The sequence below is a fragment of the Streptomyces siamensis genome, assembly GCF_039543605.1.
Classification (GTDB): Bacteria; Actinomycetota; Actinomycetes; order Streptomycetales; family Streptomycetaceae; genus Streptomyces; species Streptomyces siamensis.
On the sequence record NZ_BAABKB010000002.1, the window covers coordinates 670,837 to 696,707 of the forward strand.

General features: G+C 72.3%; 21 protein-coding genes and 1 pseudogene. 9 read left to right on the plus strand and 13 right to left on the minus strand.

Features of this window, described 5'->3' with window-relative positions:
• Positions 1-28 precede the first annotated feature (28 nt).
• The gene (gene era / locus ABEB03_RS05640) at positions 29-988 is read right to left on the minus strand and encodes a GTPase Era (RefSeq protein ID WP_028804606.1); all 960 of its coding nucleotides are present in this window, start codon (positions 986-988) and stop codon (positions 29-31) included.
• A 166-nt stretch (positions 989-1,154) separates the two neighbouring features.
• Between era and ABEB03_RS05645 the strand changes: the two genes are divergently transcribed.
• Complete coding sequence (locus ABEB03_RS05645; protein WP_345642073.1) at positions 1,155-2,501, plus strand: ammonium transporter; 1,347 nt, start codon at positions 1,155-1,157, stop codon at positions 2,499-2,501.
• Entirely contained in the window at positions 2,498-2,836 is a 339-nt protein-coding gene (locus tag ABEB03_RS05650; RefSeq protein ID WP_028804604.1) for a P-II family nitrogen regulator, read from the plus strand. Before ABEB03_RS05645 ends, ABEB03_RS05650 begins: the two co-directional genes overlap by 4 nt.
• On the opposite strand, the pseudogene ABEB03_RS05655 reads toward ABEB03_RS05650, so the two are convergent.
• The 4 genes and pseudogenes from ABEB03_RS05655 to ABEB03_RS05670 form a co-directional block, all read right to left on the minus strand.
• A pseudogene (locus ABEB03_RS05655) lies at positions 2,733-3,737 on the minus strand (WxL protein peptidoglycan domain-containing protein); the annotation flags it as partial. The gene ABEB03_RS05650 and the pseudogene ABEB03_RS05655 sit on opposite strands and share 104 nt — an antisense overlap.
• 71 nt (positions 3,738-3,808) lie before the next feature.
• Positions 3,809-5,140, minus strand: coding sequence for a beta-xylosidase (locus ABEB03_RS05660; protein WP_345642076.1), 1,332 nt, complete (start codon positions 5,138-5,140; stop codon positions 3,809-3,811).
• 233 nt (positions 5,141-5,373) lie between these two features.
• Complete coding sequence (locus tag ABEB03_RS05665; protein ID WP_345642079.1) at positions 5,374-5,850, minus strand: hypothetical protein; 477 nt, start codon at positions 5,848-5,850, stop codon at positions 5,374-5,376.
• A 286-nt stretch (positions 5,851-6,136) separates the two neighbouring features.
• Positions 6,137-6,994, minus strand: coding sequence for a helix-turn-helix transcriptional regulator (locus ABEB03_RS05670; RefSeq protein WP_345642084.1), 858 nt, complete (start codon positions 6,992-6,994; stop codon positions 6,137-6,139).
• Positions 6,995-7,113: 119 nt separating this feature from the next.
• On the opposite strand from ABEB03_RS05670, the gene ABEB03_RS05675 reads away from it, so the two are divergent.
• Positions 7,114-7,968 carry an NAD-dependent epimerase/dehydratase family protein gene (locus ABEB03_RS05675; RefSeq protein WP_345644095.1) on the plus strand — a complete coding sequence of 285 codons (855 nt, stop codon included), beginning with the start codon at positions 7,114-7,116 and terminating at the stop codon, positions 7,966-7,968.
• A gap of 3 nt (positions 7,969-7,971) precedes the next feature.
• Here the strand turns inward: ABEB03_RS05675 and ABEB03_RS05680 are convergent, their stop codons facing one another.
• The 4 genes from ABEB03_RS05680 to ABEB03_RS05695 form a co-directional block, all read right to left on the minus strand.
• Positions 7,972-9,240, minus strand: a complete 1,269-nt coding sequence (locus ABEB03_RS05680) for an MFS transporter (protein ID WP_345642087.1) — start codon at positions 9,238-9,240, stop codon at positions 7,972-7,974.
• Positions 9,237-10,559 carry a GH1 family beta-glucosidase gene (locus ABEB03_RS05685; protein WP_345642090.1) on the minus strand — a complete coding sequence of 441 codons (1,323 nt, stop codon included), beginning with the start codon at positions 10,557-10,559 and terminating at the stop codon, positions 9,237-9,239. The genes ABEB03_RS05680 and ABEB03_RS05685 overlap by 4 nt, the downstream gene beginning before the upstream one ends.
• A 155-nt stretch (positions 10,560-10,714) precedes the next feature.
• Positions 10,715-10,981, minus strand: a complete 267-nt coding sequence (locus tag ABEB03_RS05690) for a protealysin inhibitor emfourin (protein ID WP_345642093.1) — start codon at positions 10,979-10,981, stop codon at positions 10,715-10,717.
• Between the two features lie 32 nt (positions 10,982-11,013).
• Complete coding sequence (locus ABEB03_RS05695) at positions 11,014-12,084, minus strand: M4 family metallopeptidase (protein ID WP_345642096.1); 1,071 nt, start codon at positions 12,082-12,084, stop codon at positions 11,014-11,016.
• A 344-nt stretch (positions 12,085-12,428) separates the two neighbouring features.
• Between ABEB03_RS05695 and leuA the strand changes: the two genes are divergently transcribed.
• The 6 genes from leuA to ABEB03_RS05725 all read left to right on the plus strand — a co-directional run bounded on the left by leuA (position 12,429) and on the right by ABEB03_RS05725 (position 20,843).
• Entirely contained in the window at positions 12,429-14,150 is a 1,722-nt protein-coding gene (leuA, locus tag ABEB03_RS05700) for a 2-isopropylmalate synthase (RefSeq protein ID WP_345642099.1), read from the plus strand.
• Positions 14,151-14,367: 217 nt separating this feature from the next.
• Positions 14,368-15,063: a TerB family tellurite resistance protein gene (locus ABEB03_RS05705; RefSeq protein ID WP_345642102.1), complete on the plus strand. Its 696-nt coding sequence runs from the start codon at positions 14,368-14,370 to the stop codon at positions 15,061-15,063.
• Positions 15,064-15,239: 176 nt separating this feature from the next.
• A complete protein-coding gene (locus tag ABEB03_RS05710) occupies positions 15,240-17,345 on the plus strand; it encodes an MMPL family transporter (RefSeq protein ID WP_345642105.1) in 2,106 nt (701 codons plus the stop codon).
• A 210-nt stretch (positions 17,346-17,555) separates the two neighbouring features.
• On the plus strand, positions 17,556-18,782 hold the full coding sequence (locus ABEB03_RS05715; protein ID WP_345644098.1) for a sensor histidine kinase: 1,227 nt from the start codon (positions 17,556-17,558) through the stop codon (positions 18,780-18,782).
• Complete coding sequence (locus ABEB03_RS05720; RefSeq protein ID WP_345642110.1) at positions 18,779-19,456, plus strand: response regulator transcription factor; 678 nt, start codon at positions 18,779-18,781, stop codon at positions 19,454-19,456. The genes ABEB03_RS05715 and ABEB03_RS05720 overlap by 4 nt, the downstream gene beginning before the upstream one ends.
• A 166-nt stretch (positions 19,457-19,622) precedes the next feature.
• Positions 19,623-20,843 carry a sialidase family protein gene (locus ABEB03_RS05725; RefSeq protein WP_345642113.1) on the plus strand — a complete coding sequence of 407 codons (1,221 nt, stop codon included), beginning with the start codon at positions 19,623-19,625 and terminating at the stop codon, positions 20,841-20,843.
• A gap of 69 nt (positions 20,844-20,912) precedes the next feature.
• Here the strand turns inward: ABEB03_RS05725 and ABEB03_RS05730 are convergent, their stop codons facing one another.
• Genes ABEB03_RS05730 through ABEB03_RS05745 form a run of 4 tightly spaced genes read right to left on the minus strand, consistent with a single transcriptional unit; the run spans position 20,913 to position 25,868 of the window.
• On the minus strand, positions 20,913-21,848 hold the full coding sequence (locus ABEB03_RS05730) for a dihydrodipicolinate synthase family protein (RefSeq protein ID WP_345642116.1): 936 nt from the start codon (positions 21,846-21,848) through the stop codon (positions 20,913-20,915).
• Positions 21,845-22,936 carry an ABC transporter ATP-binding protein gene (locus tag ABEB03_RS05735; RefSeq protein WP_345642121.1) on the minus strand — a complete coding sequence of 364 codons (1,092 nt, stop codon included), beginning with the start codon at positions 22,934-22,936 and terminating at the stop codon, positions 21,845-21,847. The genes ABEB03_RS05730 and ABEB03_RS05735 overlap by 4 nt, the downstream gene beginning before the upstream one ends.
• Positions 22,933-24,909, minus strand: a complete 1,977-nt coding sequence (locus tag ABEB03_RS05740) for a dipeptide/oligopeptide/nickel ABC transporter permease/ATP-binding protein (RefSeq protein ID WP_345642126.1) — start codon at positions 24,907-24,909, stop codon at positions 22,933-22,935. Before ABEB03_RS05740 ends, ABEB03_RS05735 begins: the two co-directional genes overlap by 4 nt.
• Complete coding sequence (locus tag ABEB03_RS05745; protein ID WP_028804592.1) at positions 24,909-25,868, minus strand: ABC transporter permease; 960 nt, start codon at positions 25,866-25,868, stop codon at positions 24,909-24,911. The genes ABEB03_RS05740 and ABEB03_RS05745 overlap by 1 nt, the downstream gene beginning before the upstream one ends.
• Positions 25,869-25,871: the final 3 nt, after the last annotated feature.

Here is a 25,871-nt window from a genome sequence, read left to right on the forward strand (position 1 = left end):
CGCGCCCCCGGTGGGCCGGGGGCGTGGGTCAGAAGCCCAGTTTGCGGAGCTGGCGGGGGTCGCGTTGCCAGTCCTTGGCCACCTTCACGTGGAGGTCGAGGAAGACCGGGGTGCCCAGCAGTGCCTCGATCTGCTTGCGGGACTTGATCCCGACCTCCTTCAGGCGCTTGCCCTTGGGGCCGATGATGATGCCCTTCTGGCTGGGGCGCTCGATGTAGACGAAGGCGTGGATGTCGAGGAGCGGCCGGTCGGCGGGCCGGTCCTCGCGGGGGAGCATCTCCTCGACGACGACGGCGATGGAGTGCGGCAGCTCGTCGCGGACGCCCTCCAGCGCGGCCTCGCGGATCAGCTCGGCGACCATGACCTGCTCGGGCTCGTCCGTGAGCTCGCCGTCGGGGTAGAGGGCCGGGCCCTCGGGCAGCAGCGGTACGAGCAGGTCGGCGAGCAGGTCGACCTGCTTGTCGCGGACCGCGGACACCGGCACGATCTCCGCCCACTCGAAGCCGAGCTCCTTGCCGAGCTGGTCGATCGCGATGAGCTGCTCGGCGAGCGCCTTGCTGTCCACGAGGTCGGTCTTGGTGACGATGGCGATCTTCGGCGTCTTCTTGATCGACGCCAGTTCCTTGGCGATGAAGCGGTCGCCGGGACCGAGCTTCTCGTTCGCCGGGAGGCAGAAGCCGATCACGTCGACCTCGGCCCAGGTCGTGCGGACCACGTCGTTGAGCCGCTCGCCGAGCAGAGTGCGCGGCTTGTGCAGCCCGGGGGTGTCCACCAGGATCAGCTGGGCGTCGGGACGGTGCACGATGCCGCGCACCGTGTGCCGCGTGGTCTGCGGCTGGTCGGCGGTGATCGCCACCTTCTTGCCGACGAGAGCATTCGTGAGGGTGGACTTGCCCGCGTTGGGGCGGCCCACGAAGCAGGCGAAACCGGCGCGATGGGTGGCCTCGGACGGCTCGGATGACGGGGTACGAACGCTCATGGCGCCCATTGTCCCTGATCCTCGGGCGCCCGCCGCACGCCGTGCGCCCGAGTGATGTGCGGTGAGGTTCCGGAAACCCCGGCGCAACACGAAACACGACGGAAACCTGGGCGTGCACGTCCGGAAACGAGGGCCGACAACTCTCTGACGCAGCCCCCACCCCGTTGGAGACACCGTGACGCCGGCCACCGCCCTGCCCCTGGTCCTCGCCTCCGCTTCCGGTGGGAAACCACCCGTCGACACCGGTGACACGGCGTGGCTGCTCGCCGCCACCGCGCTGGTCCTGCTGATGACGCCCGGCCTCGCCCTGTTCTACGGCGGCATGGTGCGCACGAAGAGCGTCCTCAACATGCTGATGATGAGCTTCGTGTCGATCGCCCTGGTCACGGTGGTGTGGCTGGCGGCCGGGTACTCCCTGGCCTTCGGGGACGACGCCTTCGGCGGGCTCGTCGGAGGGCTGCGGCACGCGGGCATGGCCGGGATCGGTCCGGACGCTGTCCACGGCACCGTGCCGACCCTGCTGTTCGCCACCTTCCAGCTCACCTTCGCGATCATCACGGCGGCGCTGATCAGTGGCGCGGTCGCGGACCGGGCGAAGTTCTCCGCGTGGCTGGTGTTCGTGCCGGTCTGGGCGCTGCTCGTATACGTTCCCGTCGCCCATTGGGTGTGGGGTCCGGGCGGCTGGATCGTGGACGCGCTGGGTGCGCTGGACTTCGCGGGCGGACTGCCCGTCGAGATCACCTCGGGCGCCTCCGGTCTCGCCCTGTGCCTGGTCCTCGGCCCGCGCCTCGGTTTCAAGAAGGACGCGATGCGCCCGCACAACCTGCCGATGGTGATGCTGGGCGCCGGGCTGCTGTGGTTCGGCTGGTTCGGCTTCAACGCGGGATCCGCGATGGGCGCGAACGGGCTGGCCGCCGCGGCCTTCCTCAACACCCTCGCCGCCGGCTGCACCGGGCTGCTCGGCTGGCTCTTCGTGGAGCAGCGCCGCGACGGCCACCCGACCACCCTGGGCGCCGCGTCCGGTGCGGTCGCGGGCCTGGTCGCGATCACCCCGTCGTGCGGCACCGTGTCGCTGCTCGGCGCGCTGGTCGTCGGGCTCGCCGCCGGTGTCGTCTGCTCGTACGCCGTGGGCTGGAAGTTCAAGCTGAACTACGACGACTCGCTGGACGTCGTCGGTGTGCACCTGGTCGGCGGCATCGTCGGCACCCTGCTCATCGGCGTCTTCGCCGTCAAGGAGATGACGGGCGGGGCCGAGGGGCTGCTGTACGGCGGCGGGCTCGGCCAGCTCGGCAGGCAGCTGGTCGCCGTGGTGGCCGTCGGGGCGTACGCCTTCGCGGTCACGTACGGCATCGGCAAGGTGATCGACCGGCTGATGGGCCTGCGGGCGGACGAGGAGCACGAGCGGACCGGCCTGGACCTTACGGTGCACGCCGAGACGGCCTACGATCACGGGGTCCTGGGGCACGGCGCCCCGGTCTCCGCATCCCTCCCCACCGCCCAGAAGGCCAAGACCCAGGCATGAAGCTCATCACCGCGATCGTCAAGCCGTACCGACTCGACGAGGTCAAGACCGCCCTCCAGGAAATCGGCGTGCACGGGCTGACCGTGACCGAGGCCAGCGGATACGGGCGGCAGCGCGGCCACACCGAGGTGTACCGCGGGGCCGAGTACCGGATCGACCTCGTCCCCAAGGTCCGGATCGAGGTCGTCGTCGAGGACGCCGACGCGGAGGCCGTCATCGACGAGATCGTGAAGGCCGCGCAGACGGGGAAGATCGGCGACGGAAAGGTGTGGTCCGTACCGGTGGAGACCGTCGTGCGGGTACGGACGGGCGAGCGCGGTCCCGACGCGCTCTGATCACCACCACGGCCGTGGCGATCCCGGCCGCCACCACCGCCGCGACGAGCCAGGGCAGGGCGAAGAAGGACGCGCTCGCCGAGTCCCGGGTCCCGGCCGCGTCGGCCGTCAGCGTCACGTCGCCCCAGTCGAGCTGCGGGGCGCCGGACCACGGCTCGCTCAGCCGGACCCGCTGACCGGGGAGCAGCTCGGAGGGGACCTCGGTGAGGCCGCGGGCGAGCAGGGTGCGGCCGAAGAGTCCTTCCGCCCTGAGGCGCACCTTCGGGTTCAGGGTCACGTTGCCGGTGTTGTGGAGGGTGTAGGAGACGGTCGCCGTGGCGGCCCCGAAGCCCGGGACCAGGGGCTGGTGGTGGCTGACGCGGACCTTCTCGACGGCGAGGGCGGGCACCGTGGGGCCGCCGACGCGCAGATAGACGCGCGCGGCCACCGCCCGCTGCACCCCGACCGCGAGCGAGCCGTCGCCCGCCTCGACGCGTTCGTCCAGAGCGACCAGCGCGCCGGGGTGGTCGCCGGGTTCGGCCCGTTCGGGCACCCGGAGCGTGAACGGCACGGTCACCGAGCCGTGCGCGGGCACCGTCACCCGGGAGCGCGCCGGCTCGGCCCACGCGCCCACCCCGCGCTGCTTCTCGCGCACGGTGCGCACGGCGAATCCGCCGTCGCGGACGGTGTTGTAGGCGTCGGCCGCGTACAGCCGGAAGGTCAGCGGCCCGCCGGTCTTGTTGGCGACGGTGACCTTGTCCCGGAGGGTCTGCCCGGGGTCGGCCGAGAGGTAGAAGTACGGGCGGGCCGCCAGACGCGTGGAGACGGGATAGACGGACCAGCTGCCGTTGTCGGCGGCGTACGAAGGCACCGTCACGCAGCCGAGCAGGGCGGTCAGGAGGAGGACGTACAGCTTGCGCATGGGTGCGGACCCCCACGGACGAGGCGGACGGGCGGGTGCGCGCCCGGCCACCGAAGGTGCGGACGGACTGGTCAGCTGAGCGTCAGCGTGAGCACGCCGGAGTACGAACCGGGCGGAGTGAACGCCGGTACGTCGAGCGACAGCCCGGCGTCGACCGTGAACTCACCGCCGGTGAGCGTGCCGTCGGGCGTGGAGGCCAGCGTCGCGCCCGAGGAGCCCACCGTGCCGGACGAGCCTGCCCGGCAGGTGCTCGGACTGCCCGCCTTGGTCACGCAGGCCGGGGTCCAGCTCAGCGCACCGGCGTCGATCTTCGCGCCGGGGCCGGTGAAGTCGGTGACCTTGCCGGTCAGGGACCAGCCCGCGGGGCCGCCGCGGAAGTCCTTGACGGTCACCGTCTTCAGGGCGCCGTTCGAGGCGCCGCCCTTGCCGAAGTCGACCGCCGACAGTTCGACGGCGTCCCCGGCCTGTGTCATGGACAGCGTCCCGGCCTTCACCGTGGTGGTGAGTCTCTGGGCGTTGTCGGGGACGGGGGTGTCGTCGACGACGACGTACGTGGCGGGACCCGCGCCCTTGTCGGCGTTCCAGCTCGCGCCCTCGTACGCCACCACACCGGTCGTCGTCCGGTCGTTGACGACGAGCGTGCCGCTGAAGGCGCCCTGACCGTCCGCGGTCACGGTCGTGGTGTCGGCGGTCTGCGCGTCGCCGGAGCGTCCGGCGAGGGTGACGGTGGCGCCCGGGGTGAAGTCGCTGCCGGTGACGGTCACGCCGTCACCGGGGTTCCCGGAGGCCGAACCGAGCTGGATGGCCCGGTTGTTGGTCTGTCCGCCGCCGTTCGTCGCGGTGACGGTCTCGGACACCGGGGCGGGCGGGTCGGTCACCGTGCACGGGGTGTCCAGCTCCATGATGTAGCTGGTGTGGATGTTGTAGTCGCCCGGCGAGAGCGTGATGGCGCCCGGCGCGGTGACCGTGAACGTGCCGGTCATGCTGAACGAGGGGAAGGCGCCCTTGCCCGGCACCGGGTCGTTCTTCTTGGGCCCGGCGACCGTGACGGCGCCGGTCTGCGCCCCGCCGAGCGTGACCTTGCCGGTGGGCGTCATGATGTCGGCGGGCAGGGCCAGGTCGACGGGGTTGCTCGCGGCGGGCTTGACCACCGTGTACGTCACGGTGACGGTGTCGCCGACCTTGGGGGCGGCGTTGTCGACCGTGATCTTCGCGGTGGTGGTGCCGTCGATCGGCGGGATGCCCGCGATCGCCGGCGGGATGCAGTGCGTGGGGAAGTCCACGTCCGTGGGCGCGGCTCCGGCCGGGGCGGCCAGTGCGCCGCCCGCGGTGACCGCGAGGGCGGTCGCCCCGAGCAGCGCCGCCCAGCGGCGTCTTCGGGTTGTCGGACCCGTGGTTCTCATGGTGGTTGCCCCCTCCTGAGGGATGCGGGCGCAGCGGCTCGTCTGCGCCGACAGGGGGCCATTGATGTGCGGGTTGTGTGAGAAGTCAATGGAGTCCCGACACGCGAACTGATGACCCATCAGTTTCTGTCAATGTCATCAACTCGCGCTTCCAGGAGGCTCGTTGGGGTCCCGATCGGCTGCCGGATCGGCGCCGCTGCGCGCGGGCGGCGCCGGTCCTCACGCGTGGGCGCCTACTCGAACACGAACGGGCCGGGGGACTGTGCCGCGTCCGCGGTGCAGGTGATGGTGATGCCGAAGACCACCATCTGCAGGGAGCCGCCGAAGGCCTCCAGGCTGTCGCCGGAGGCGACGGTGCCGTCCAGCGGGCCCACCGCGACCCCGCCGCCCGCGGCGATGGCCGGGTTCCTCGTGCCGCTGAAGACGGTGGTGCCGCCGCCCGCCTTCACCATGGTCAGTGTGGAGCTGATCGAGTCCTGCGCGACGCTGATCGGAGCCGTGATGTCGGTGGAGCTCAGGGTGATGGTCGCGGCGGTGCCGCTCTGGGTGGCCGTGAGGGTGGCCGAACCGCTGCCGCCGATGCTGCAGGTGGCGTTGATGGTGGCCGTCTGCGGGGTGACGGCCGCGGCGGCGGGCGCGAAGGCCAGTGCGGTCGCGGCGAGGGTGCCCCCGGCCAACGCCGCGGTGATTCCGAGTCGCTTGCCTCTCATCGTGTTCCCTTCCCTTGTACGGGAATTGCCATGTGGGGATGGTCGGACGGAACCGGCCCCGTCCGGGCACACGGTCTCCTCACCGCCGTGCAGGTGAGGGTGCGGGGAGGTGGTGTGCGCGGACGGACCGCCCGCGAGCGGCGTGCGGGACGCCGTGCGGCGGCATCTGACGGTCCGTCGGAACGTGCGGTTCCATTGATGCGCGGGTGACTCACGATTGCAAGGGACGCCGGCCCTTTCCTTCGAGGGTCGTCGAAAGTGGCCGAAGTCGGCCCCCGGGCACCGCTCAGCGCGAGAGCGGAGGGTGGGGACGGCGAGCGGGCGTCATGTCCTGAAGACCCACCACCCGCAGCAGCTGGAGCCGCTCGTGGGACTCGGTGCCGGGGCGGGCCGTGTGGACGATCAGGATCTGATGGTCCTCCGAGCTGAGCAGGATCTCGCAGTCCAGGTCGAGCAGCCCCACCGTGGGGTGCACGAACCGCTTCGTGGAGACGCGCCGCACCGCGACCTCGTGCTCCTCCCACAGCAGGGCGAACTCAGTGCTCTTGGCGCGCAGTTCGGCCACGAGGCGGGCGGGGGCCGGGTCGCCGGGCCGGGCCGCGGTGACCGCGCGCAGATGGGACACATGGCTGCGGGCGAGCTCGGCGTGGTCCTTTGGCGGGAAGAGGGCGCGGGCCCGCGGATCGGTGAAGAAGCGCCGTACGACATTGCGTTCCGGGCCCGCCTCGCCGACGAGGGCCACCGACATCGTGTTCTGTGCGAGGACGTCGCCGTAGTCGGTCATGACCTGCGCGGGCGCGTCGTGCAGCCGATCGAGGACGAGCAGCAGACCGGGCCGGACATGTCCCGAGGCGCTCTCGGCGCGCGGCGGTTCCTCGCCCACCAGGTGGAAGAGATGGTCCCGCTCGTCACCGGTGAGCCGCAGCGCCCGCGCCAGCGCGCCCAGCATCTGCCGTGACGGGCGGGGGCCGCGGGACTGTTCGAGCCGGGTGTAGTAGTCCACGGACATGCCCGCGAGGGCCGCCACCTCCTCGCGGCGCAGGCCCGGTGTGCGGCGCCGGGTGCCGGCGGCGAGCCCCACGTCGGAGGGGTCGAGGCGTGCGCGACTGCGGCGCAGGAAGTCGGCTAGTTCGGCTCGGTCCACCCCTCCAGCGTGTCCGAACCCGCCCGGGTTATCCAGGCACTGCCGGTCCCCGGATAGGGAGGTCTCTCGCGGCCGCCCCGGCTCCGGCCGAGGCTGGTCACCGACGAGAGGAGCACATGATGCTGACCTTGGTGACAGGGACGACCGGACAGGTGGGCAGGCGGCTGGTGCCGAGGCTGCTGGCGCAGACCCGGCGGGGAGAGCGGATACGGGTGCTGGTGCGTGACGCGGGGCGCGGCGAGCCCTTCGCGGAGATGGGCGCCGAGGTCGTGGTCGGCGATCTGCGGGACGCGGAGGCGCTCGGCAAGGCCGTGGCGGGGGTGGACGCGGTCGTCAACGTCGCGGCGGCGTTCCGCGGGGTGCCGGACGAGGAGGCGCGGGCGGTCAACCGGGACGCGGCCGTGGAGCTGGGCCGCGCCGCTCGGGCCTGCGGCGTACGGCGCTTCGTGCAGGTCAGCACGAATCTGGTGTACGGGGCGGGTCGGGAGCGTCCGCACACCGAGGACGACCCGGTGCGTCCCGGCGGCGCGATGTGGGGCGCCTATCCCGAGTCCAAGGCGGAGGCCGAGCGGCTGCTACTGGCGCTGGAGGGGCTGCCCGTGCGGATCGGCCGGCTCGCCTTCGTGTACGGCGAGGGCGACCCGCACCTGGCCCGGTCCCTGGACTGGGCCGGGCACTGGGCGGCCGCCCAGCGGCTGCAGATGGTCCACCACGCCGACGTGGCCCAGGGACTGCTGCGCCTGCTCCACGCGCCGGGCATCGACGGCCGGGTCTACAACATCGCCGACGACGTGCCCGTCACGGCGGTCGAACTGCACCAGCTCAACCAGGTCGAAGCCCCGGCCGCCCTGCACGGGCGCACCGACCCGGACCCGTGGCTGGGGATCGTCTCCACCGACCGCGTCCGCCGCGAGCTCGGCTACCGTCCGCTGTTCCCCTCGGCCTGGGCGGCCCGGGACGCCGGAGCCCTGTGAGGCCTACTCGACCCCTCTGATCCTGCGCACCAGCACCGCCCCGGCGAGTCCGATCGCCGCCGACACCAGGTACAGCACCCGGTACCCGCCGAGATGGGTCACGATCGGCGCGGCCAGCGCGGGTGCCGCGACCTGGGGGAGGGCGTTGGCGATGTTGATGACGCCGAGGTCCTTGCCGCGGTCGAGCGCCTCGGGCAGCACGTCGGTCATCAGGGCGAAGTCGACGGAGGTGAAGACGCCGAAGCCGATGCCCAGCACCGCCGACGCGACGATCGCCCCCGGCCAGGTCTGCCAGCCGGCCAGGGCGGCCGTGGCCACCGCCATCAGGACGCCGGACCAGATGACGAACGGCTTGCGGCGTCCCACCCGGTCCGACCAGACCCCGCCCACGACGACCGTGGCGAGCAGGGTGACGGCGTTGACCGCCGTGAGGACGAGGACGCCCTCCTCCGGGTCGTGGTGGTGCAGCCGGTCACGCAGGTAGTACAGCAGGTAGAGCAGGACGAGCGCGTTGCTCAGGTTGATCAGGAAACGGGTCAGCCAGGCCCACGCCAGATCCGGGTGGCGGCGCGGGCTCAGCCGGAAGGAGGCGAGGAAGGACCGCCAGGCCCAGGGCGCGCGGGCCGACGCGGGCAGCCGCAGATCCGGGTGCCGCAGGACGTACGGCAGGACGCCCGCCAGTGTGAACACCGCGCACGCCGCGTACCCCGCGCCCGTGCCGCCCGCGGCCGCCGCGAGCCCTGTCCCGCCGACCACGCCCAGGATCTGTGCGGCGCCCAGCCAGCCGCCCACCGAGCCCCGCTGGAGCCGCGGCACCCGGTCCGGGACCGCCGCCGTGATCGCGGCGAAGGCGGCGTTCAGCGTCAGCTGGACCAGGCACCAGCCGGCCGCCATCGTCCACACCCCGCCGGCGCCCGCCAGGAGCAGCAGGGACAGCGCGCCGCCCGCGGACCCGGCGACGATCCACGGCGTGCGGCGGCCCCAGCGGGCGGTCGTACGGTCGGAGAGCGCGCCGAAGAACGGGTTGGCGGCCAGCGAGACCACCGCGCCCGCCCCCGTGACCCAGGCGAGCACCGTCTCCTTGGACATGCCGGTGCCGGGCGCGAAGTCCTCCGCCTGGGAGGCGAGGAGGATCTGCAGCGGCCCGAACCAGCCCACCCAGATCGCGCCGTTGGCGAGCGAGAGTGCCGCGGTCCAGCCGCGCCCCACCCGCTCGACGGGCTCGGCCAGCGCGCCGTCCCCCGCGGGCACGACGGGATCGGCGGCCGTCATCTGCGCGCCTGCGCCCGCAGGGCGTCCCGCAGCCACGCGTACGACGCCTTGGGGGTCCGCTCCAGCGTGTCGTAGTCGACGTGGACGAGTCCGAAGCGCCGGGCGTAGCCCTCGGCCCACTCGAAGTTGTCCATCAGTGACCAGACGAAGTAGCCGCGCACGTCGACACCCTGTTCCAGTGCCCGGTGCAGGGCACGGACATGGCCCTCCAGGAAGGCGATCCGCTCCTGGTCGTCGATGCCCTCGTACGAGCAGCCGTTCTCGGTGATGACGACGGGCGGGAGCCGGTCGCCGTAGCGCTCGCGGAGGCCGACCAGCAGCTCGGTGAGGGCCTCCGGGACGACCGGCCAGCCGAAGTCGGTGACCGGGTAGCCCTCCAGTTCGCGTACGGAGAAGGGGAGTTCGGCGGGCAGGGTCAGTCCGCTGAATTCGATCTCCGCGCCCTCGGGGGCACCCACCTTCGTCGGCTGGTAGTAGTTCACGCCGTACCAGTCCAGGGGTTCGGCGATCACCTTCAGGTCGGACTCGACGTCGCCGGGCAGCAGCTCGCCGATGCCCTCCGGGTACCGGCCGAGGAGCAGCGGGTCGGAGAACAGCCGGTTGAGGAGGACGTCGTAGAAGTCGGCGGCCTCCACGTCCTCGGTGCGCCGGGACGCCGCCCAGGTGGGTCCGTGCGAGTTGGCGATCCCGATGTCGTCGGCTCCGGCGGCGCGCAGCGCCCGTACGGCGAGGCCGTGGGCCAGGAGCTGGTGGTGGGCCACCGGCAGTGCGTCGAACAGCAGTCGTCTGCCGGGGGCGTGCGCGCCGAGCGCGTGCCCCAGCAGCGTATGTTCGGCCGGTTCGTTGAGGGTGATCCACTTCTGCACCCGGTCACCGAGACGCTCGGCGACGACGGCGGCATGGTCGGCGAAACGGGCCGCCGTGTCGCGGGACAGCCAGTCCAGCTCCAGCGGCAGGTCCCAGTGGAAGAGGGTGGGGACGGGGCGTACGCCCGCCGCGCACAGCTCGTCGACGAGGCGGTCGTAGAAGTCGAGGCCGCCGGGGGAGTTCACCCGGGGCCAGGAGACGGAGAAGCGGTACGCGTCCACGCCGAGGCCGGCGAGCAGCGCGACGTCCTCGCGGTAGCGGTGGTAGTGGTCGCAGGCCACCTCCGCGGTCGAGCCGTCCTTGATCCGCCCTGGTTCGGCCGTGAAGGCGTCCCACACGGAGGGGTCGCGCTCGTCGGCGGCCCCCTCGATCTGGTGGGCCGAGGTGGACACGCCCCAGAGGAAGCCGGGCGGGAACTGCGGGAGGGGGTTCGTCGCCATGCGCGCGATCATCCGTACCGGCGGTAACGGAAGTCAACGGGGCGGTGGGAAAAGGTTGTTGCCCTTCGGGCGCCCAGGGGAAGAGGCCGTGGTCACGCCGTGACCACGGCCGCCGGGGCCGGGCGGCTGCCAGCGCCCCGGACGGAACTCCCCTCGGCGGCCGTCGGCTACGCGCCCTCCTTCAGCACTCTGGAGATCAGCGTCCGCTGTTCCTCCGTGAGGCGGGGATCGGCCGCGTACACGGTCCTCCCGTCCACGGTGATCTGGTAGCTGAAGCCGTCCGGGACGCCGACGGGGGGCGTGCCCCGGCCGGCGGCGACCGCCTGCTCGGCCAGGGCCTGCCACTCGTGGGCGTCGGACCGTCCCGAGGTGTCCACCTCGGCATGACGCTCGATGCCCGCGAATCCGCCCGTGCGCCTCACCTGAATACGCATGGGTCCTGTCTAGTACGAGTCGTGCGCCGGGGCTACGCGGCCGGTACCCCGACCTGCTCCCAGGCCTTCAGCACCGACTGGAGCTCCTCGCCCTCGCCGTACCGTTCGCGTGCCTGGGCGACGGTCAGCGCGGCGAAGTCGGCGAAGCTCGCCTGGGACTGGAGCTGCCCGCCGGTGAGTACGTCGTACCAGATCTGCCCGGCCCGCTCCCAGGCGTGGCCGCCGAGTGCCTGGGCGACCAGGTAGAAGGCGTGGTTGGGGATGCCCGAGTTGATGTGGACGCCGCCGTTGTCGCGGCCGGTGCGGACGTACCCGTCCATGGTGCCGGGCTGTGGGTCCTTGCCGAGCACGTCGTCGTCGTACGCGCTGCCCGGCTCCTTCATGGAGCGCAGGGCCGTACCGGTGACGCGCGGGGCGAGCAGGCCCGCACCGATCAGCCAGTCGGCCTCGGCAGTGGTCTGGCCGAGCGTGTACTGCTTGATCAGCGAGCCGAAGACGTCCGACATGGACTCGTTCAGGGCGCCCGGCTGGCCGAAGTAGGTGAGGTTCGCCGTGTACTGCGTGACGCCGTGGGTCAGCTCGTGCCCGATGACGTCGACCGGGATGGTGAAGTCGAGGAAGATCTCGCCGTCGCCGTCGCCGAACACCATCTGCTCGCCGTTCCAGAAGGCGTTGTTGTAGTCCCGGTCGAAGTGCACCGTCGCGTCCAGCGGCAGGCCCGAACCGTCGATCGAGTTGCGCCCGTACGCCTTCAGGTAGAGCTCGAAGGTCGCGCCCAGACCGGCGTAGGCGCGGTTGACCGTGGCGTCCTTGCCGGGCTTGTCGTTCTCGCCGCGCACCTTCTTGCCGGGCAGGTCCTGGTGGTGGCGGGCGTCGTAGATCGTGCGGTGCGGCTTGTCCTCCTCCGCCCCCGCGGGCGGGGCGACGGTCGGGGCGCCGATGACGGTGGTCAGCCGGCGGTGGGTGCGCTCGTAGGCGTCGCGCTCCAGGGTCTGGCGGGCGGGACCGGCGAGTGCGGGGTCCTCGTGCTGGGCGAGCTTGTCGAGGACGTGGGGCGGCACGATCGTGCAGAAGACGGGCTCGAAGCCCCCGTTGGTCGTCATGCCCGGCACCCTTGCACTGAGTTATGCCACTGTCACTACCTGCAACCATGATTGGTGAAATGCGGCGATAAGGAGCATCGGAAGCCGCCGTCGAGTGGTATGGCGCACTTTTTGTCCGTTTTATGCATGCGGTCCCGCATACTGGAACACCACCCCGCACGGGGCACGGCTCGGCTAGGCTGCGGAGCATCATGCGTTTCGGGCTGCTTCTCCTTAGCTGCCGCGGCGAGGGCCTGTAGTCGAGGCCGACCCCCTCCCCGCGGAGTTTGGCGCTGCGCCGTCGGCCGTCCTTCCGGACTCGCGGACAGCGGATACCGCGGACACATCGAGGAGCCCACGCAATCATGGCGAACCGCCAGCAGCCCAGTTCCATGCCGATCAAGAAGTACGGCCGGTACGAGCAGGTCGACATCCCCGACCGCACCTGGCCCGACCAGCGGATCACCGCCGCCCCCCGCTGGCTCTCCACCGACCTGCGCGACGGCAACCAGGCCCTGATCGACCCGATGTCGCCCGAGCGCAAGCGCCGGATGTTCGACCAGCTGGTCAAGATGGGCTACAAGGAGATCGAGGTCGGTTTCCCCGCCTCCGGCCAGACCGACTTCGACTTCGTGCGCTCGATCATCGAGGAAGAGGGCGCGATCCCGGACGACGTGACGATCTCCGTACTGACCCAGGCCCGCGAGGACCTGATCGAGCGGACCGTCGAGTCGCTGAAGGGCGCCAAGCGCGCCACCGTGCACCTGTACAACGCCACCGCGCCGGTCTTCCGCCGGGTCGTCTTCCGCGGCTCCAAGGACGACATCAAGCAGATCGCCGTCGACGGCACCCGCCTGGTCATGGAGTACGCGGAGAAGCTGCTGGACCCGGAGACCGAGTTCGGCTACCAGTACAGCCCCGAGATCTTCACCGACACCGAGCTGGACTTCGCCCTGGAGGTCTGCGAGGCGGTCATGGACGTCTACCAGCCCGGCCCGGGCCGCGAGATCATCCTGAACCTGCCCGCCACCGTCGAGCGCTCCACCCCCTCCACCCACGCGGACCGCTTCGAGTGGATGCACCGCAACCTGTCACGTCGTGAGCACGTCGTGCTGTCGGTCCACCCGCACAACGACCGCGGCACCGCCGTGGCCGCCGCCGAGCTGGCCGTGATGGCCGGCGCGGACCGTGTCGAGGGCTGTCTGTTCGGCCAGGGCGAGCGCACCGGCAACGTCGACCTGGTCACCCTGGGCATGAACCTGTTCTCGCAGGGCGTCGACCCGCAGATCGACTTCTCCGACATCGACGAGATCCGTCGTACGTGGGAGTACTGCAACCAGATGGAGGTCCACCCGCGCCACCCGTACGTGGGCGACCTGGTCTACACGTCCTTCTCCGGCTCCCACCAGGACGCCATCAAGAAGGGCTTCGACGCCATGGAGGCCGACGCCGCGGCCAAGGGCGTCACCGTCGACGACATCGAGTGGGCCGTCCCGTACCTGCCGATCGACCCGAAGGACGTCGGCCGGTCCTACGAGGCCGTCATCCGCGTCAACTCGCAGTCCGGCAAGGGTGGCATCGCCTACGTCCTGAAGAACGACCACAAGCTGGACCTGCCGCGCCGTATGCAGATCGAGTTCTCGAAGCTCATCCAGGCGAAGACGGACGCCGAGGGCGGCGAGATCACGCCGAAGGACATCTGGGCGACCTTCCAGGACGAGTACCTGCCCAACCCCGACAACCCGTGGGGCCGCATCCAGGTCAAGAACGGCCAGTCCACCACGGACAAGGACGGCGTGGACACGCTCACCGTCGAGGCGTCGGTCGACGGCGCCGACACCGTCCTGAGCGGCTCCGGGAACGGCCCGATCTCGGCCTTCTTCGACGCGCTGCAGTCCATCGGCATCGACGTACGCCTGCTGGACTACCAGGAGCACACGATGAGCGAGGGCGCCTCCGCCCAGGCCGCCTCGTACATCGAATGCGCGATCGACGGCAAGGTCCTGTGGGGGATCGGGATCGACGCGAATACGACACGTGCCTCGCTGAAGGCCGTCGTCTCCGCCGTCAACCGCGCGACCCGCTGACCTCGTTCACCTGGTTCTTCCCGGCCCCGTCCGCCTTTCGAGGCGGGCGGGGCCCCGTCGTTTACCGGCCAATCCCTGTGGAGGTCACGGGAAGGTCTCGTCCTGGGTACTGACTCCACATCAACAATGTGGCTAACATCACGCCAGCGCGGCGATGTTGCCGCGGGGTCACCTCTCACGCCCAAAAGGCGGTGGGGGAGTAACGGAGGTGTGCGACGTGCTGCCAGGATGGGGACGAAACGGTCGTGCAGTTCAGGTTCCCCGCATCCTGGGCACCCGCACCGCCTGGACCACCGTCGGCGACGGCGAATTCTTCTGCCCCGGCTGCGGAGGCGACCGCAACTACCAGCGCCTGACCGGCCGCCGCCGCTTCACCCTCCTCGGCGTCCCCGTCGTCCCGCGCGGCGAGACCGGGCCCGTCGTCGAATGCGCCGCCTGCCGCCACCACTACGGCGCCGACGTCCTCGACCACCCCACCACCACCCGCTTCTCGGCGATGCTCCGCGACGCCGTCCACACCGTCGCCCTCGCCGTTCTCGCCGCCGGGGGCACCTGCGCCCGTACGTCCCTGGAGACCGCCGCCACCACCGTGCGCTCCGCCGGCTTCGACGACTGCACCGAGGACCAGCTCGGAGCCCTCGTCGAGGCGCTCGCCGCCGACACCGGCCGGGTCCTCGGAGGACCGTGCGGAGCGAGCCTGGCCATAGAGCTCCACGAGGCGCTGGACCCGCTGGCCCCGCATCTCGCCCCCACCGGCCGCGAGGCGATCCTCCTCCAGGGCGCCCGCATCGCCCTCGCCGACGGGCCCTACACGCCCGCCGAGCGTGACGCCCTGGCGACCGTGGGCGCCGCGCTCACGATCTGCGCGGACGACGTGACCCGGCTGCTGGCGGCGGCTCGCACGCCCTCGTAGGCCGGCCCGCGCGTACGCCGACGCGTGCGCGTGCCGTACTCCCGCGGGAGTAGTCCGGCCGTCCGGCCGCCCCGCGCAGTACCCGCGAACTCGCCCTTCGGCGCGACGAATCCGCGCCCGCGCGCCGGGAGTCTGGTGCCTGTCCAGACATCCGGCCAGGAGGGGAGGACCCCGTCATGGGGCCCGGAGAGACAACCACGCGTACACGGCGAAGGGCCGTTCCCTGGGTGCTGCTCGGTCTGTGGGTGGCCGTCCTGGCCGTCGTCGGACCGTTCGCGTCGAAGCTCGCGGACGTCCAGCACGACCGCGCCGTGGACTACCTGCCCGCGAGCGCGGACTCCACCCAGGTGGCGAAGATCGAGGACCGGCTGCCGGGCGGGGAGAGCACCGAACTCGTCCTCGTCTACCACCGCGACGGCGGACTGAGCGCCGCCGACCGGGCGACGGCCGCCCGCCAGGTCGCCGACATCGCCGGCCGCGAACCGCTGACCGCGCCCCCGAAGGGCGTGCCGTCCCGGGACGGCACCACCCTGATGTACCCGGTCGCCAGCTCCGCGCCCGGCACCGACGAGAAGAAGCGCGACGCGTTCGTCGACGACGTACGCGACGTCGCCCGCTCCGCGAACGGGATGGACGTCGAGGTGGGCGGGCCGGGCGCGCTCGCCACCGACGCCTCCGAGGTGTACGGCTCCCTCGGCGGACCACTGCTCTACACCACCGTCGCCGTGGTCGCCGTCCTGCTGATCCTCATCTACCGCAGCCCGCTGCTGTGGCTCGTGCCGCTCGCCGTCGCGGGCGTCGCCGACTACCTCTCCATGGGCGTCGCCTACGGACTCCACCAGGCCTTCGGCACCACCATCTCCGGCCAGAGCTCCGGAGTGATGACGATCCTCGTGTTCGGCGCCGGGACCGACTACGCCCTGCTGCTCATCTCCCGCTACCGGGAGGAACTGCGGAGGGTGGAACGGCCCTACGACGCCATGCGCCAGGCCCTGCGCGGCTGCGCCCCCGCCGTGCTCGCCTCCTCCGGCACCGTCGCGGCCGGCCTGCTGTGCCTGCTCGCCGCCGACCTCAACAGCAGCCGGGGCATGGGCCCGATGGGAACCGTCGGCGTGCTGTGCGCGCTCGTCGCCATGCTGACCCTGCTGCCCGCCGTCCTCGTCGTGCTCGGCCGCCGCGTGTTCTGGCCCCTCGTGCCCGCGTTCGGGAGCGAACCCCGGCAGCGGCGCAGCCTGTTCGCCGCCATGGGGTCCTCCGCGGGGCGCCGGCCGCTCACCGTCCTCGTGGGCGGCGCCGTCCTCCTCGGCGCGCTCGCCGTCGGCGCGCTGAACCTGCCCGGCTCGCTCAAGCAGGAGGACTCCTTCGTCGACACCCCCGACTCCGTCGCCGCGATGGAGACCCTGGCCCGCGCCTACCCGGGCCAGGGCACCCAGCCGATCACCGTGATGGCCCCCACGGACCGCGCCGGGGCGGCCCTCGCCGAGATCCGCCACCACCGGGGCGTGGCCGGCGCCGATCCGGGCCGCAGCGGAAAGGGCTGGACGGAGATCTCCGTCACCGCGAAGGGCGCGCCCCAGTCGGCCGCCGAGACCGCCACCATCAAGTCCCTGCGCGAGGACCTGGACCGGGGGGAGACCGAGGGCTCGTACGTCGGCGGTCCGAGCGCCCAGCAGATCGACCTCCAGGACACCAACGCCCGCGACCGGCTCGTCGTCGTACCGATCGTGCTCGTGTCCGTGCTGCTGATCCTGATCGCTCTGCTGCGCAGCCTGGTCGCCCCGCTGCTCCTCGTCGTCGCCGTGGTCGCGGTGTGGGGTGCGGCCCTCGGCATCGGCGGGCTGGTCTTCGGGCCGCTGTTCGGATTCGAGGGGACGGACCCGGGACTCGGCCTGCTGTCCTTCGTCTTCCTGGTCGCCCTCGGCGTCGACTACGGCATCTTCCTCATGCACCGCATGCGCGAGGAGTCCCTGAACGGCTCCGAACCGGCCGCCGCCGCGCTCACCGCGCTGCGCACCACCGGAGGGGTGATCGCCTCCGCGGGCCTGGTGCTGGCGGCCACCTTCGCGGTCCTCACGAACATGGGTCTGGTCCAGCTCGTCGAACTCGGCTTCGTGATCGCGGTCGGCGTGCTGCTCGACACCTTCCTCGTCCGGACCTACCTGGTGACCAGCGCGAGCGTGGCGCTGCGGCGCAAGGTGTGGTGGCCGGGCCGGCTGGCGCGGGAGCCGCAGCCGCCGGAACCCCCGGAGACCCGGCCCGCCCCGACCGTCGCCGTCGGCTGAACCACCGGGTGCCCCTCCGCCGCGGAGGGGCACCCGCCCCTCCCTGTCGAACGGGCGCCCGACTGACGGAAGATGGACAACGTGCAGGCACACACGGGAACGGTCACGACACCGGCACGCCCCACGGGCACGGCGGCGGGGGCGGAGTCCGCGAGGACGGCGGGCCGGCGATCGCGCGCCGGCGAGCGGCTGCGGGCCCTCGTCGCCCGCATGTCCGGCGGCCCCTCCCCGCACGCGGTCCGCAACGACGCCTACCGCGCCGCCGTGCTGGCGGCCCTCGCCGTCGCCCTGGGCCTGGCCCTCCCGGACAGCCACCGGCGGCCCGACACGCTCGGCTGGACCCTGCTGCTCCTCGCCCACGTCCCGCTGGTGTGGCGCCGCCGGGCGCCCCTGCTGGTGCTGTGCGTCATGGTCCCCGTCATCGCGACGTACCACGCGCACGACTACAACCACACCGCACCGCTGGGCGCCACACTCGTCGCGCTCTACACGGTGGCGGCGACCGGCCGGCCGTTGCGCGCGGTGCTCACCGGGGTCTCGGTCATCGGCACCATGGTCGTGCTGAAGACCTCCGACGGCATGGCGGGCGTCGCCGAGAGCCTGCGGATCGCCGGCTGGATCGTCGCGGTGCTGCTCTGCGGCGGCTATGTGCGCGTGCACCGCCAGTACGTCTCCTCGGTCGTCGAACGCGCCGAACGCGCCGAACGCACCCGCGAGGAGGAGGCGCGCCGCCGGGTCGCCGAGGAACGCCTGCGCATCGCCCGGGACCTGCACGACCTGCTCGCCCACAGCATCACGCTGATCGGCGTGCAGACCGCCGTCGCCGCACACGTCCTGACCGCCGACCCCGACCGCCTCGACCGCACCGCGGTCGCCGGGGCCCTGGACGACATCGCCGAGACCTGCCGCACCGCCCGCGGTGAACTGCGCACCACACTGGAGGTGCTGCGCGCCTCGGAGCTCGGCGGCGACGGCCGCGGCCCGCTGCCCGGTCTGGACGGCGTGCCCGACCTCGTCGCGGCGGCACGCACCGCGGGCGCCCGGGTGACGGCGGACGTCGCCGCCCCGGCGGCCGGCGTCCCGTCCGCCGTGGGCGCCGCCGCCTACCGCGTCGTGCAGGAGGCCCTCACCAACGCGGTCCGGCACGCGGGCCCCGGCGCGCACGTCCGCGTCCTCCTGCACACGGAGGACTGGGCGCTGCGCGTCACGGTCACGGACGACGGCGTGGGGGCCCCGGACGCCCCGCCCGGTTTCGGGCTCGTCGGGATGCGGGAGCGGGTGCGCAGCGTGGGCGGAACCCTGGACGCCGGGCCGCGCGAGGGCGGCGGGTTCGCGGTGTCGGCGGTGCTGCCGCTGGGGAGCGGTGCCGCCGCGCGGCAGGCGCCAGGACCGGCCCCCGCGCGGACGTCCGGGCCCGCGGAAGGAGAGTGCCGATGACCATCCGTGTACTCCTCGCCGACGACCAGACCCTCGTACGGGCCGCGTTCGCCCTGCTCGTCGAATCGGCGCGCGACATGGAGGTCGTCGGCCAGGCGGCCACCGGACGGGAGGCCGTGGCGCTGGCCCGCAGCGCCCGGGCCGACCTGATCGTCATGGACATCCGCATGCCCGACCTGGACGGCATCGAGGCGACCCGTCTCATCGCCGCCGACAAGGACCTCGCCGACGTCAGGGTCCTCGTCCTGACCACGTACGACACCGACGAGCACATCGCGGAGGCGTTGCGCGCGGGCGCCTCCGGCTTCCTGGTCAAGGACACCAGGCCCGCCGAACTCCTCGACGCCATCCGCACGGTGGCCGCGGGCGAGGCACTGCTCTCGCCCGGCCCGACCGCCCGGCTGATCGCGCGCTTCCTGCGCGGCCCGGCGCTGTCGGCGCCCACGGTGGGCGGCCCCGACGGCCTGTCCGACCGCGAGCGCGAGGTGCTGACACTGGTCGCCCGCGGCCTCAACAACGCCGAGATCGCGGGTGCGTTGGGGCTCAGCCCGCTCACCGCGAAGACCCATGTCAGCCGCATCATGGGCAAGCTGGGCGCCCGCGACCGTGCCCAGTTGGTGATCGTCGCGTACGAGTCGGGTCTCGTCACCCCCGGCGCCCCGGACCTGGACTGACGTCGCGCCGCTTGCCCGGCGGGCCGGGGCATGTCGACTGACGTCTCGTCAACACGCCGTGTGCACAAGGATGTTGTCGTGCCGCTCCGGGCGCACTACGTTCTGTGGACATCCCATGTCACACGTCCCATGTCCACTGTGGTCCGATCCAGCCCCAGGGAGTGTCATGACCTTCACCCGCCGCACGGCCGCGTCGGCGGCAGCCGCCGGACTCCTCGCCGCTCTCGTGGTCACCGGCACCGGCACCGGCACCGCCACCGCCGCCCCGCGCGCCCCCCGCGGCTGCACGTCCTCCGTGCCGTACACCGCGGGCCTGGAAGGCTACGACACCTACCGCATCCCGGCGACCGTCACGACCGCCGCGGGTACCGTGCTGGCCTTCGCCGAGGGAAGACACAACGGCGCGGGCGACACGGGGAACATCGACGTCGTCCTCAGACGCTCCGTCGACGGCGGCTGCACCTGGGGCCCGCTTCAGGTGGTGGCCTCCGGGGACGGCGACACCCGCGGCAACCCCGCGCCGGTCGTCGACCCGAGGACCGGCCGGATCGTCCTCCTCACGTCCTACAACAGCGGTGCCGTGACCGAGGCCCAGATCATGCGGGGCGAGGTCACCGCGGAGCAGAGCCGGCGCGTCTTCGTGCAGACCAGCCGCGACGACGGCCGGCACTTCAGCGCCCCGCGGGACATCACGGCGGACACGAAACTGCCCGGCTGGCGGTGGTACGCCACCGGCCCCGGGCACGCCATCGCCCTCCGGCACGGTCCTCACACCGGGCGCCTCGTCGTCCCCGCCAACCACTCCGCAGCCCCGCCCGCCGGCTCCGCCGACACCGGACAGGAGGCCAAGTACTACGGCGCCCACGCCCTCTACAGCGACGACGGCGGCGCCACCTGGAAGCTGGGCTTCGTCGACGACTCCTACGACGGGGCGGTCAACTCCAACGAGAGCATGGCCGCCGAACTGCCCGACGGGCGCATCTACTTCACCTCGCGCGACCAGAACGGCACGAGCGCAGGGAACCGGCTCGACTCCTACTCCGGCGACGGCGGCGAGACCCTCGACCGGCCCTACGCCGTCCAGCCCGACCTGAACGACGTCCCCGTCGTCCAGGGTGCTGTCCTCCAGCTCCGCGGGCGGGGCGCGCCCCTCCTCTTCAGCGGCCCCTCCGTACCGACCGCCCGGCAGACGATGGCGGTGTGGCGGAGCACGGACGCGGGCGCGACCTTCACCAAGGCGCTCACCCTCTCCACCCTGCGGGCCGCGTACTCCGATCTCGTCCAGCTCGGCCCGCGCCGGGTGGGGCTCCTGTACGAGACCGGGACGACGGGCACGTACGACACGATCGAGTTCCGCCGGGTGCCGGTGGGCGACCTGCTGGGGTAGGCGTTCCCCGCCCCGGGCCACGCTCCTCGGACACCGGACGGGCAGCGGCTCCGGGGCGGGCGAAGGTCACTACAACAGGCCTGCTGCGGCCAGGTACTTGCCGACCCGCTCGGTCTCGCCCTCGGAGAGGGGGATCTGCGGCTCGGCCGTGGCGGGGCACGCGATGACGCCCCGCAGGTGCAGCGCCGCCTTGAAGGCGCCCAGTGCCGAGGAACTCCCGCCCATCCGAGCGGGGTCCCCGACACCGACCAGCCCGAACAGCGCGCACAGCCGCTCCTGTTCGACCCGCGCCCCCGCCCAGTCCCCTTCCCCGCACCGCAGGAACAGCCGTACGTACCCCTCGGGATCGACGTTCGCGAGACCGGGCACCGCGCCGTCGGCCCCGAGGGCGAGCGCCGAGTCGACGACGAGCTCGGACCCGGTGAGAAGGGCGAACCCGCGGATGTCGGGGTGGGCGCGGGCACCCGTGACGACGGAACGGAACGCGCCGAGGTCCCCGCTGGAGTCCTTGACCCCGGCGAGGACCCCGTCGGCGGCGAGTCCCAGGAGCAGCTCGGAGCTCAGCTTGGTGTGGACGGACACGGGCAGGTCGTAGGCGAAGACGGGCACGTCCGTCCGCTCGGCGATCACGCGGTAGTGGCGGGCGATCTCCGCGGGATGGGTGCGGGTGTAGAAGGGCGCGGTCGCGACGATCGCGTCGGCCCCGGCGGCGGTGACGGCGGCGGCATGGGACAGGACCCGCGGAGTGGTCATGTCGATCGCGCCCGCGAGGACGGGCAGCTGTCCGGCGACGTGCCCGGCCACGGTCTCGACCACGAGACGGCGCTGCGGATCCGTCAGATAGGCCGCCTCCGAGGTGGAGCCGAGGACGAACAGTCCGTGCACACCCCCCTCCACCAGATGGTCGACGAGCCTGAGGAGCGAGGGGACGTCCACCTCGCGTTCCGGTGTCAGGGGGGTGCAGACGGGCGGTACGACACCGGTCAGCGGGGCGGGGACGGTCATGAAGGCTCCCTGATGTGCTGCTGGAACGGGACGTCGGCCTCGGCGGTGGCCGGGGCGGCGGACTCTGCCTGCGCGACCAGGGCGCGCGTCGACCGGCCCTCCTCCACAGGATGGTGACACCGGAAGCGGTGTCCGGGGGCCGACGCGGCCGTCGGTCCGGGCATCGTGTCCGCGCACACGTCGTCCGCCCGCCAGCAGCGGGTGCGGAACGGGCAGCCGCTGGGCGGCCGGGTCGCGGAAGGGACGGGACCGGCCAGCGGGATGGGGTCGATGGGGTCGAGGAGCCCGGGGGTGGCGGAGAACAGCGCCCGCGTGTACGGGTGCCGGGAGCGGTCGGTGACCTCGTCGGCGGGCGATTCCTCCACGATCCGGCCGAGATACATCGTGATCACCCGGTCGCTCATCCGCCGGACCGTCTGGATGTCGTGCGAGACGAACACCATGGCAAGACCGAGGCGTTCCTTCAGATCGAGGAGGAGGTTGAGGATCTGTGCGCGCACCGACACGTCCAGCGCGCTCGTCGGCTCGTCGGCCACGACGAGGTCCGGGTCCAGGGCGAGTGCCCGCGCGATGGCGACGCGCTGGCGCTGGCCGCCTGACAGCTGGCCCGGCAGGGCGTCCGCGAGGGCGCGCGGCAGCCCGACGAGTGCCATCAGCTCCCTTACCCGGTCGTTGCGTTCGGCGGTGGTGCCGCGCCGGTGCACGTCCAGGGGGTCGCGCAGGGACTGCCGTACGGTCAGCCGGCGGTTCAGCGCGGTCGACGGGTCCTGGAAGATCATGCCGGTGCTGCTGCCGACCGCGGTGCGCCGCTCGGCCGGACCCATGGCCCACAGGTCCCGGCCCCCGAAGGTGACGCTGCCGGACGTCGGCCGCTGCACACCGACCAGGACCTTCGCGAGCGTCGACTTGCCGCAGCCGGACTCGCCGACGACGCCGACCGTCTCGCCGGGCGCGACGGTGAGGTCGGCGCCGGTCAGCGCGTACACCCTGTCCCGGGTGAACAGCCCGCCGCTGCGGGCCTTGTGGACGACGTGCGTGTCGGCCAGCTCGACGATCGGGCGGACGGACCGCTCTGCCGGCGTGCTCACGTGACCGCCTCGCTCTCCGTGGTGACCAGGTCGACGGCCGGATGATGGCAGGCGGCCGTGTGCGCGGGCGTGCCCAGCAGGTCCGGGGCCGTCGTCCGGCACACCTCGCTCGCCAGCGGGCAGCGGTCGGCGAAGCGGCAGCCGGCCGGGAAGTCGGCGGGGGAGGGCACGACCCCCTTGATCTGCGTCATCCGCTCGGCCGCCGACTCCAGCGACAGGACACTGCCCAGCAGCCCGCGCGTGTAGTGGTGCGCGGGGGCCTCCACGAGGTCGGCGGTCACCCCGGTCTCGACGATCTGCCCGCCGTACATCACGATCACCCGGTCGGTGACCGCGGAGACGAGCGCCAGGTCGTGCGAGACGAGGATCAGCGCGAAACCCAGTTCCGCACGCAGCCGCAGCAGCAGTTCGACGACCTGCGCCTGCACGGTCACGTCCAGCGCCGTCGTCGGTTCGTCGGCCACGATCAGCCTGGGGCTGCGGGACAGGGCCATCGCGATCAGGACGCGCTGGCGCTGGCCGCCGGACAGCTCGTGCGGGTAGCTGTGCAGGGTGCGTTCGGGGTCCAGGCCGACCAGTTCCAGCAGTTCGGCGGGCGAGCGTCTGCCGCCGCGCCGCACCACCTGCTTCAGCTGTGCCCTGATCGTCATGGCCGGGTTCAGGGACGACAGCGCGTCCTGGTAGACCATGGCCATCTCGTGGCCCAGCAGCCGGCGCCGCACCCGCATCGGTTCGCCGATCAACTGCCGCTGACTGAAACGGACATGGCCCCGCACGCGGGCGCCCTGCGGTTCCAGGCCCATGATCGTCAGCGCCGTCAGCGACTTGCCGCAGCCGGATTCGCCGACCAGGCCGAGCACCTCCCCGGGCTGCACCTCGAAGCTGATGCCGTCGACGATGTCGACACCGCCGTGGCGGGCGTCGAAGCCGATGGCCAGGTTCTCCACGGCGAGCACCGGCTGTCCGCCGGACGGCAGCGGGCGGGCCCGTGCGCGCAGCCGCGCGGCGGCCTCCGCGAGGCCGGGAAGGGCGACGACCTCGCCACTGCCGGGCTCGGGCACCTCCAGCCGGTCGCCCGCCCCGGACACCGCCACGTCCCTGGCCGCCGGAGCCGCCCACGCGTCGGAGACCCCCTCGGAGAGGATGTTCAGCGACAGCACGGTGATCAGCATCAGCAGGCCCGGGAAGACGGTGGCCCACCAGCCGCCGGTCAGGACCATGTTCTTGCCGTCCGCGATGACACTGCCCCACGACGGGTCCGGGGGCCGCACGCCCGCGCCGATGAACGACAGCGACGCCTCGAAGACGATGGCCTCGGCGACCTGCACGGTGCAGAACACCAGCACGGGTGCCGCGCAGTTGACGGCGACGTGCCGGACGACGATGTGCGGGGTGCGGGCGCCGATGACGTGCTCGGCCATCACGTAGTCCTCGCCGTACTGGTCGAGCACGTTGGCCCGGACGACACGGGCCACCGGCGGCGTGAACAGGAACGCGATCGCGCAGATCAGCACGGTGATGCCGCCGCCGAAGACGGCGACGAGGACGGCGGCGAGCGCGATGCCGGGGAACGCCATCACGACGTCCAGACAGCGCATCAGCGTCTCGTCGACGGCCTTGCGCGAGGTCGCGGCCACGGCGCCGATGAGCGCTCCCACGACGAGGGCGAGCGCGGTCGCCCCCAGTCCGATCGCGAGGGACCAGCGCGCCCCGTACATCAGCCGGCTGAGGATGTCGCGGCCGAGGCTGTCCTGTCCCATCCAGTGCGCGCCCGAGGGGTGGCCGGTGCCGTCGACGAGCGGCTGCTGGTCCAGCGGGTCGTCCGGTGCCAGCAGCGGCGCGAACAGGGCCGCCAGGACGACGACCCCGAGGAAGCAGAAGGCGATCTTCGACAGCAGCGGCAGCCGGCGCGGGCCGCGCAGCCGGATGCCGGGCCGGGCGAGGACGTCGGTGAGGTTCTTGCGGGTGAGCATCAGGTCGCGCCCCTCAGCCGTGGGTTGACCAGCAGATACAGGATGTCGATGACGAGGTTCACGACCACGAAGCCGGTGGCGGTGGTCAGGACGACGCCCTGCACGACCGCCGGGTCGCCGTTCTTGACGGCGTCGATCATCAGCTTCCCCATGCCGGGCAGCGAGAAGATCGTCTCGATGACGACGGCACCGCCGAGCAGATATCCCACGCGCAGACCCAGCACGGTGAGCGGGTTGATCAGGGCGTTGCGCAGCACGTTGCGGCCGACGACCACGCGGGGCGGCAGGCCGCTGCCGACGGCGGTGCGCACGTAGTCCTTGTCGAGCTCCTCGACCACCGAGGTCCGCACGATGCGGGTGAGCTGGGCCGCGACGGGCAGTGACAGCGCGAGAGCGGGCAGGGTCATGGTCTTCAGCCAGCCGCTGAGCGAGTCGGCCGGGTTGACGTAGCCGCCGGTCGGGAACCAGCCCTGGTCGACGGCCAGGTACTGGATCATCAGCAGGGCCAGCCAGAAGCCCGGAGCCGCGACACCGGTCAGGGAGACCACGCGGATGATCTGGTCGGGCAGCCGGTCCCGGTAGATCGCTGCGGTGACCCCGCCGAGCAGCGAGAGCACCACCGCGATGCCGAGCCCGAGGAAGGTGAGCTGGAGGGTGAGCGGCAGCGCGGTGGTGACCTGTTCGAGGACCGGGGCGCGGGTCAGCGCGCTGGTGCCCATGTCGCCGTGGAGCAGGTCCCCGACGAAATGGGCGTAGCGGACGGGCAACGGATCGAGCAGACCGTTCTGCTCCCGGAAGTCGTGCAGTTGCTGCGGGGTGGGGTTGGCTCCCTGGAAGAACGCCGACGCCGGGTCGACGTCGGAGAACCGCATCACGAGGAACACGAACAGGACGATCCCGAGCATCAGCGGCACGAGCAGTGCGACGCGGCGCAGCAGGATCCTGGTGATGGCGACCACGTA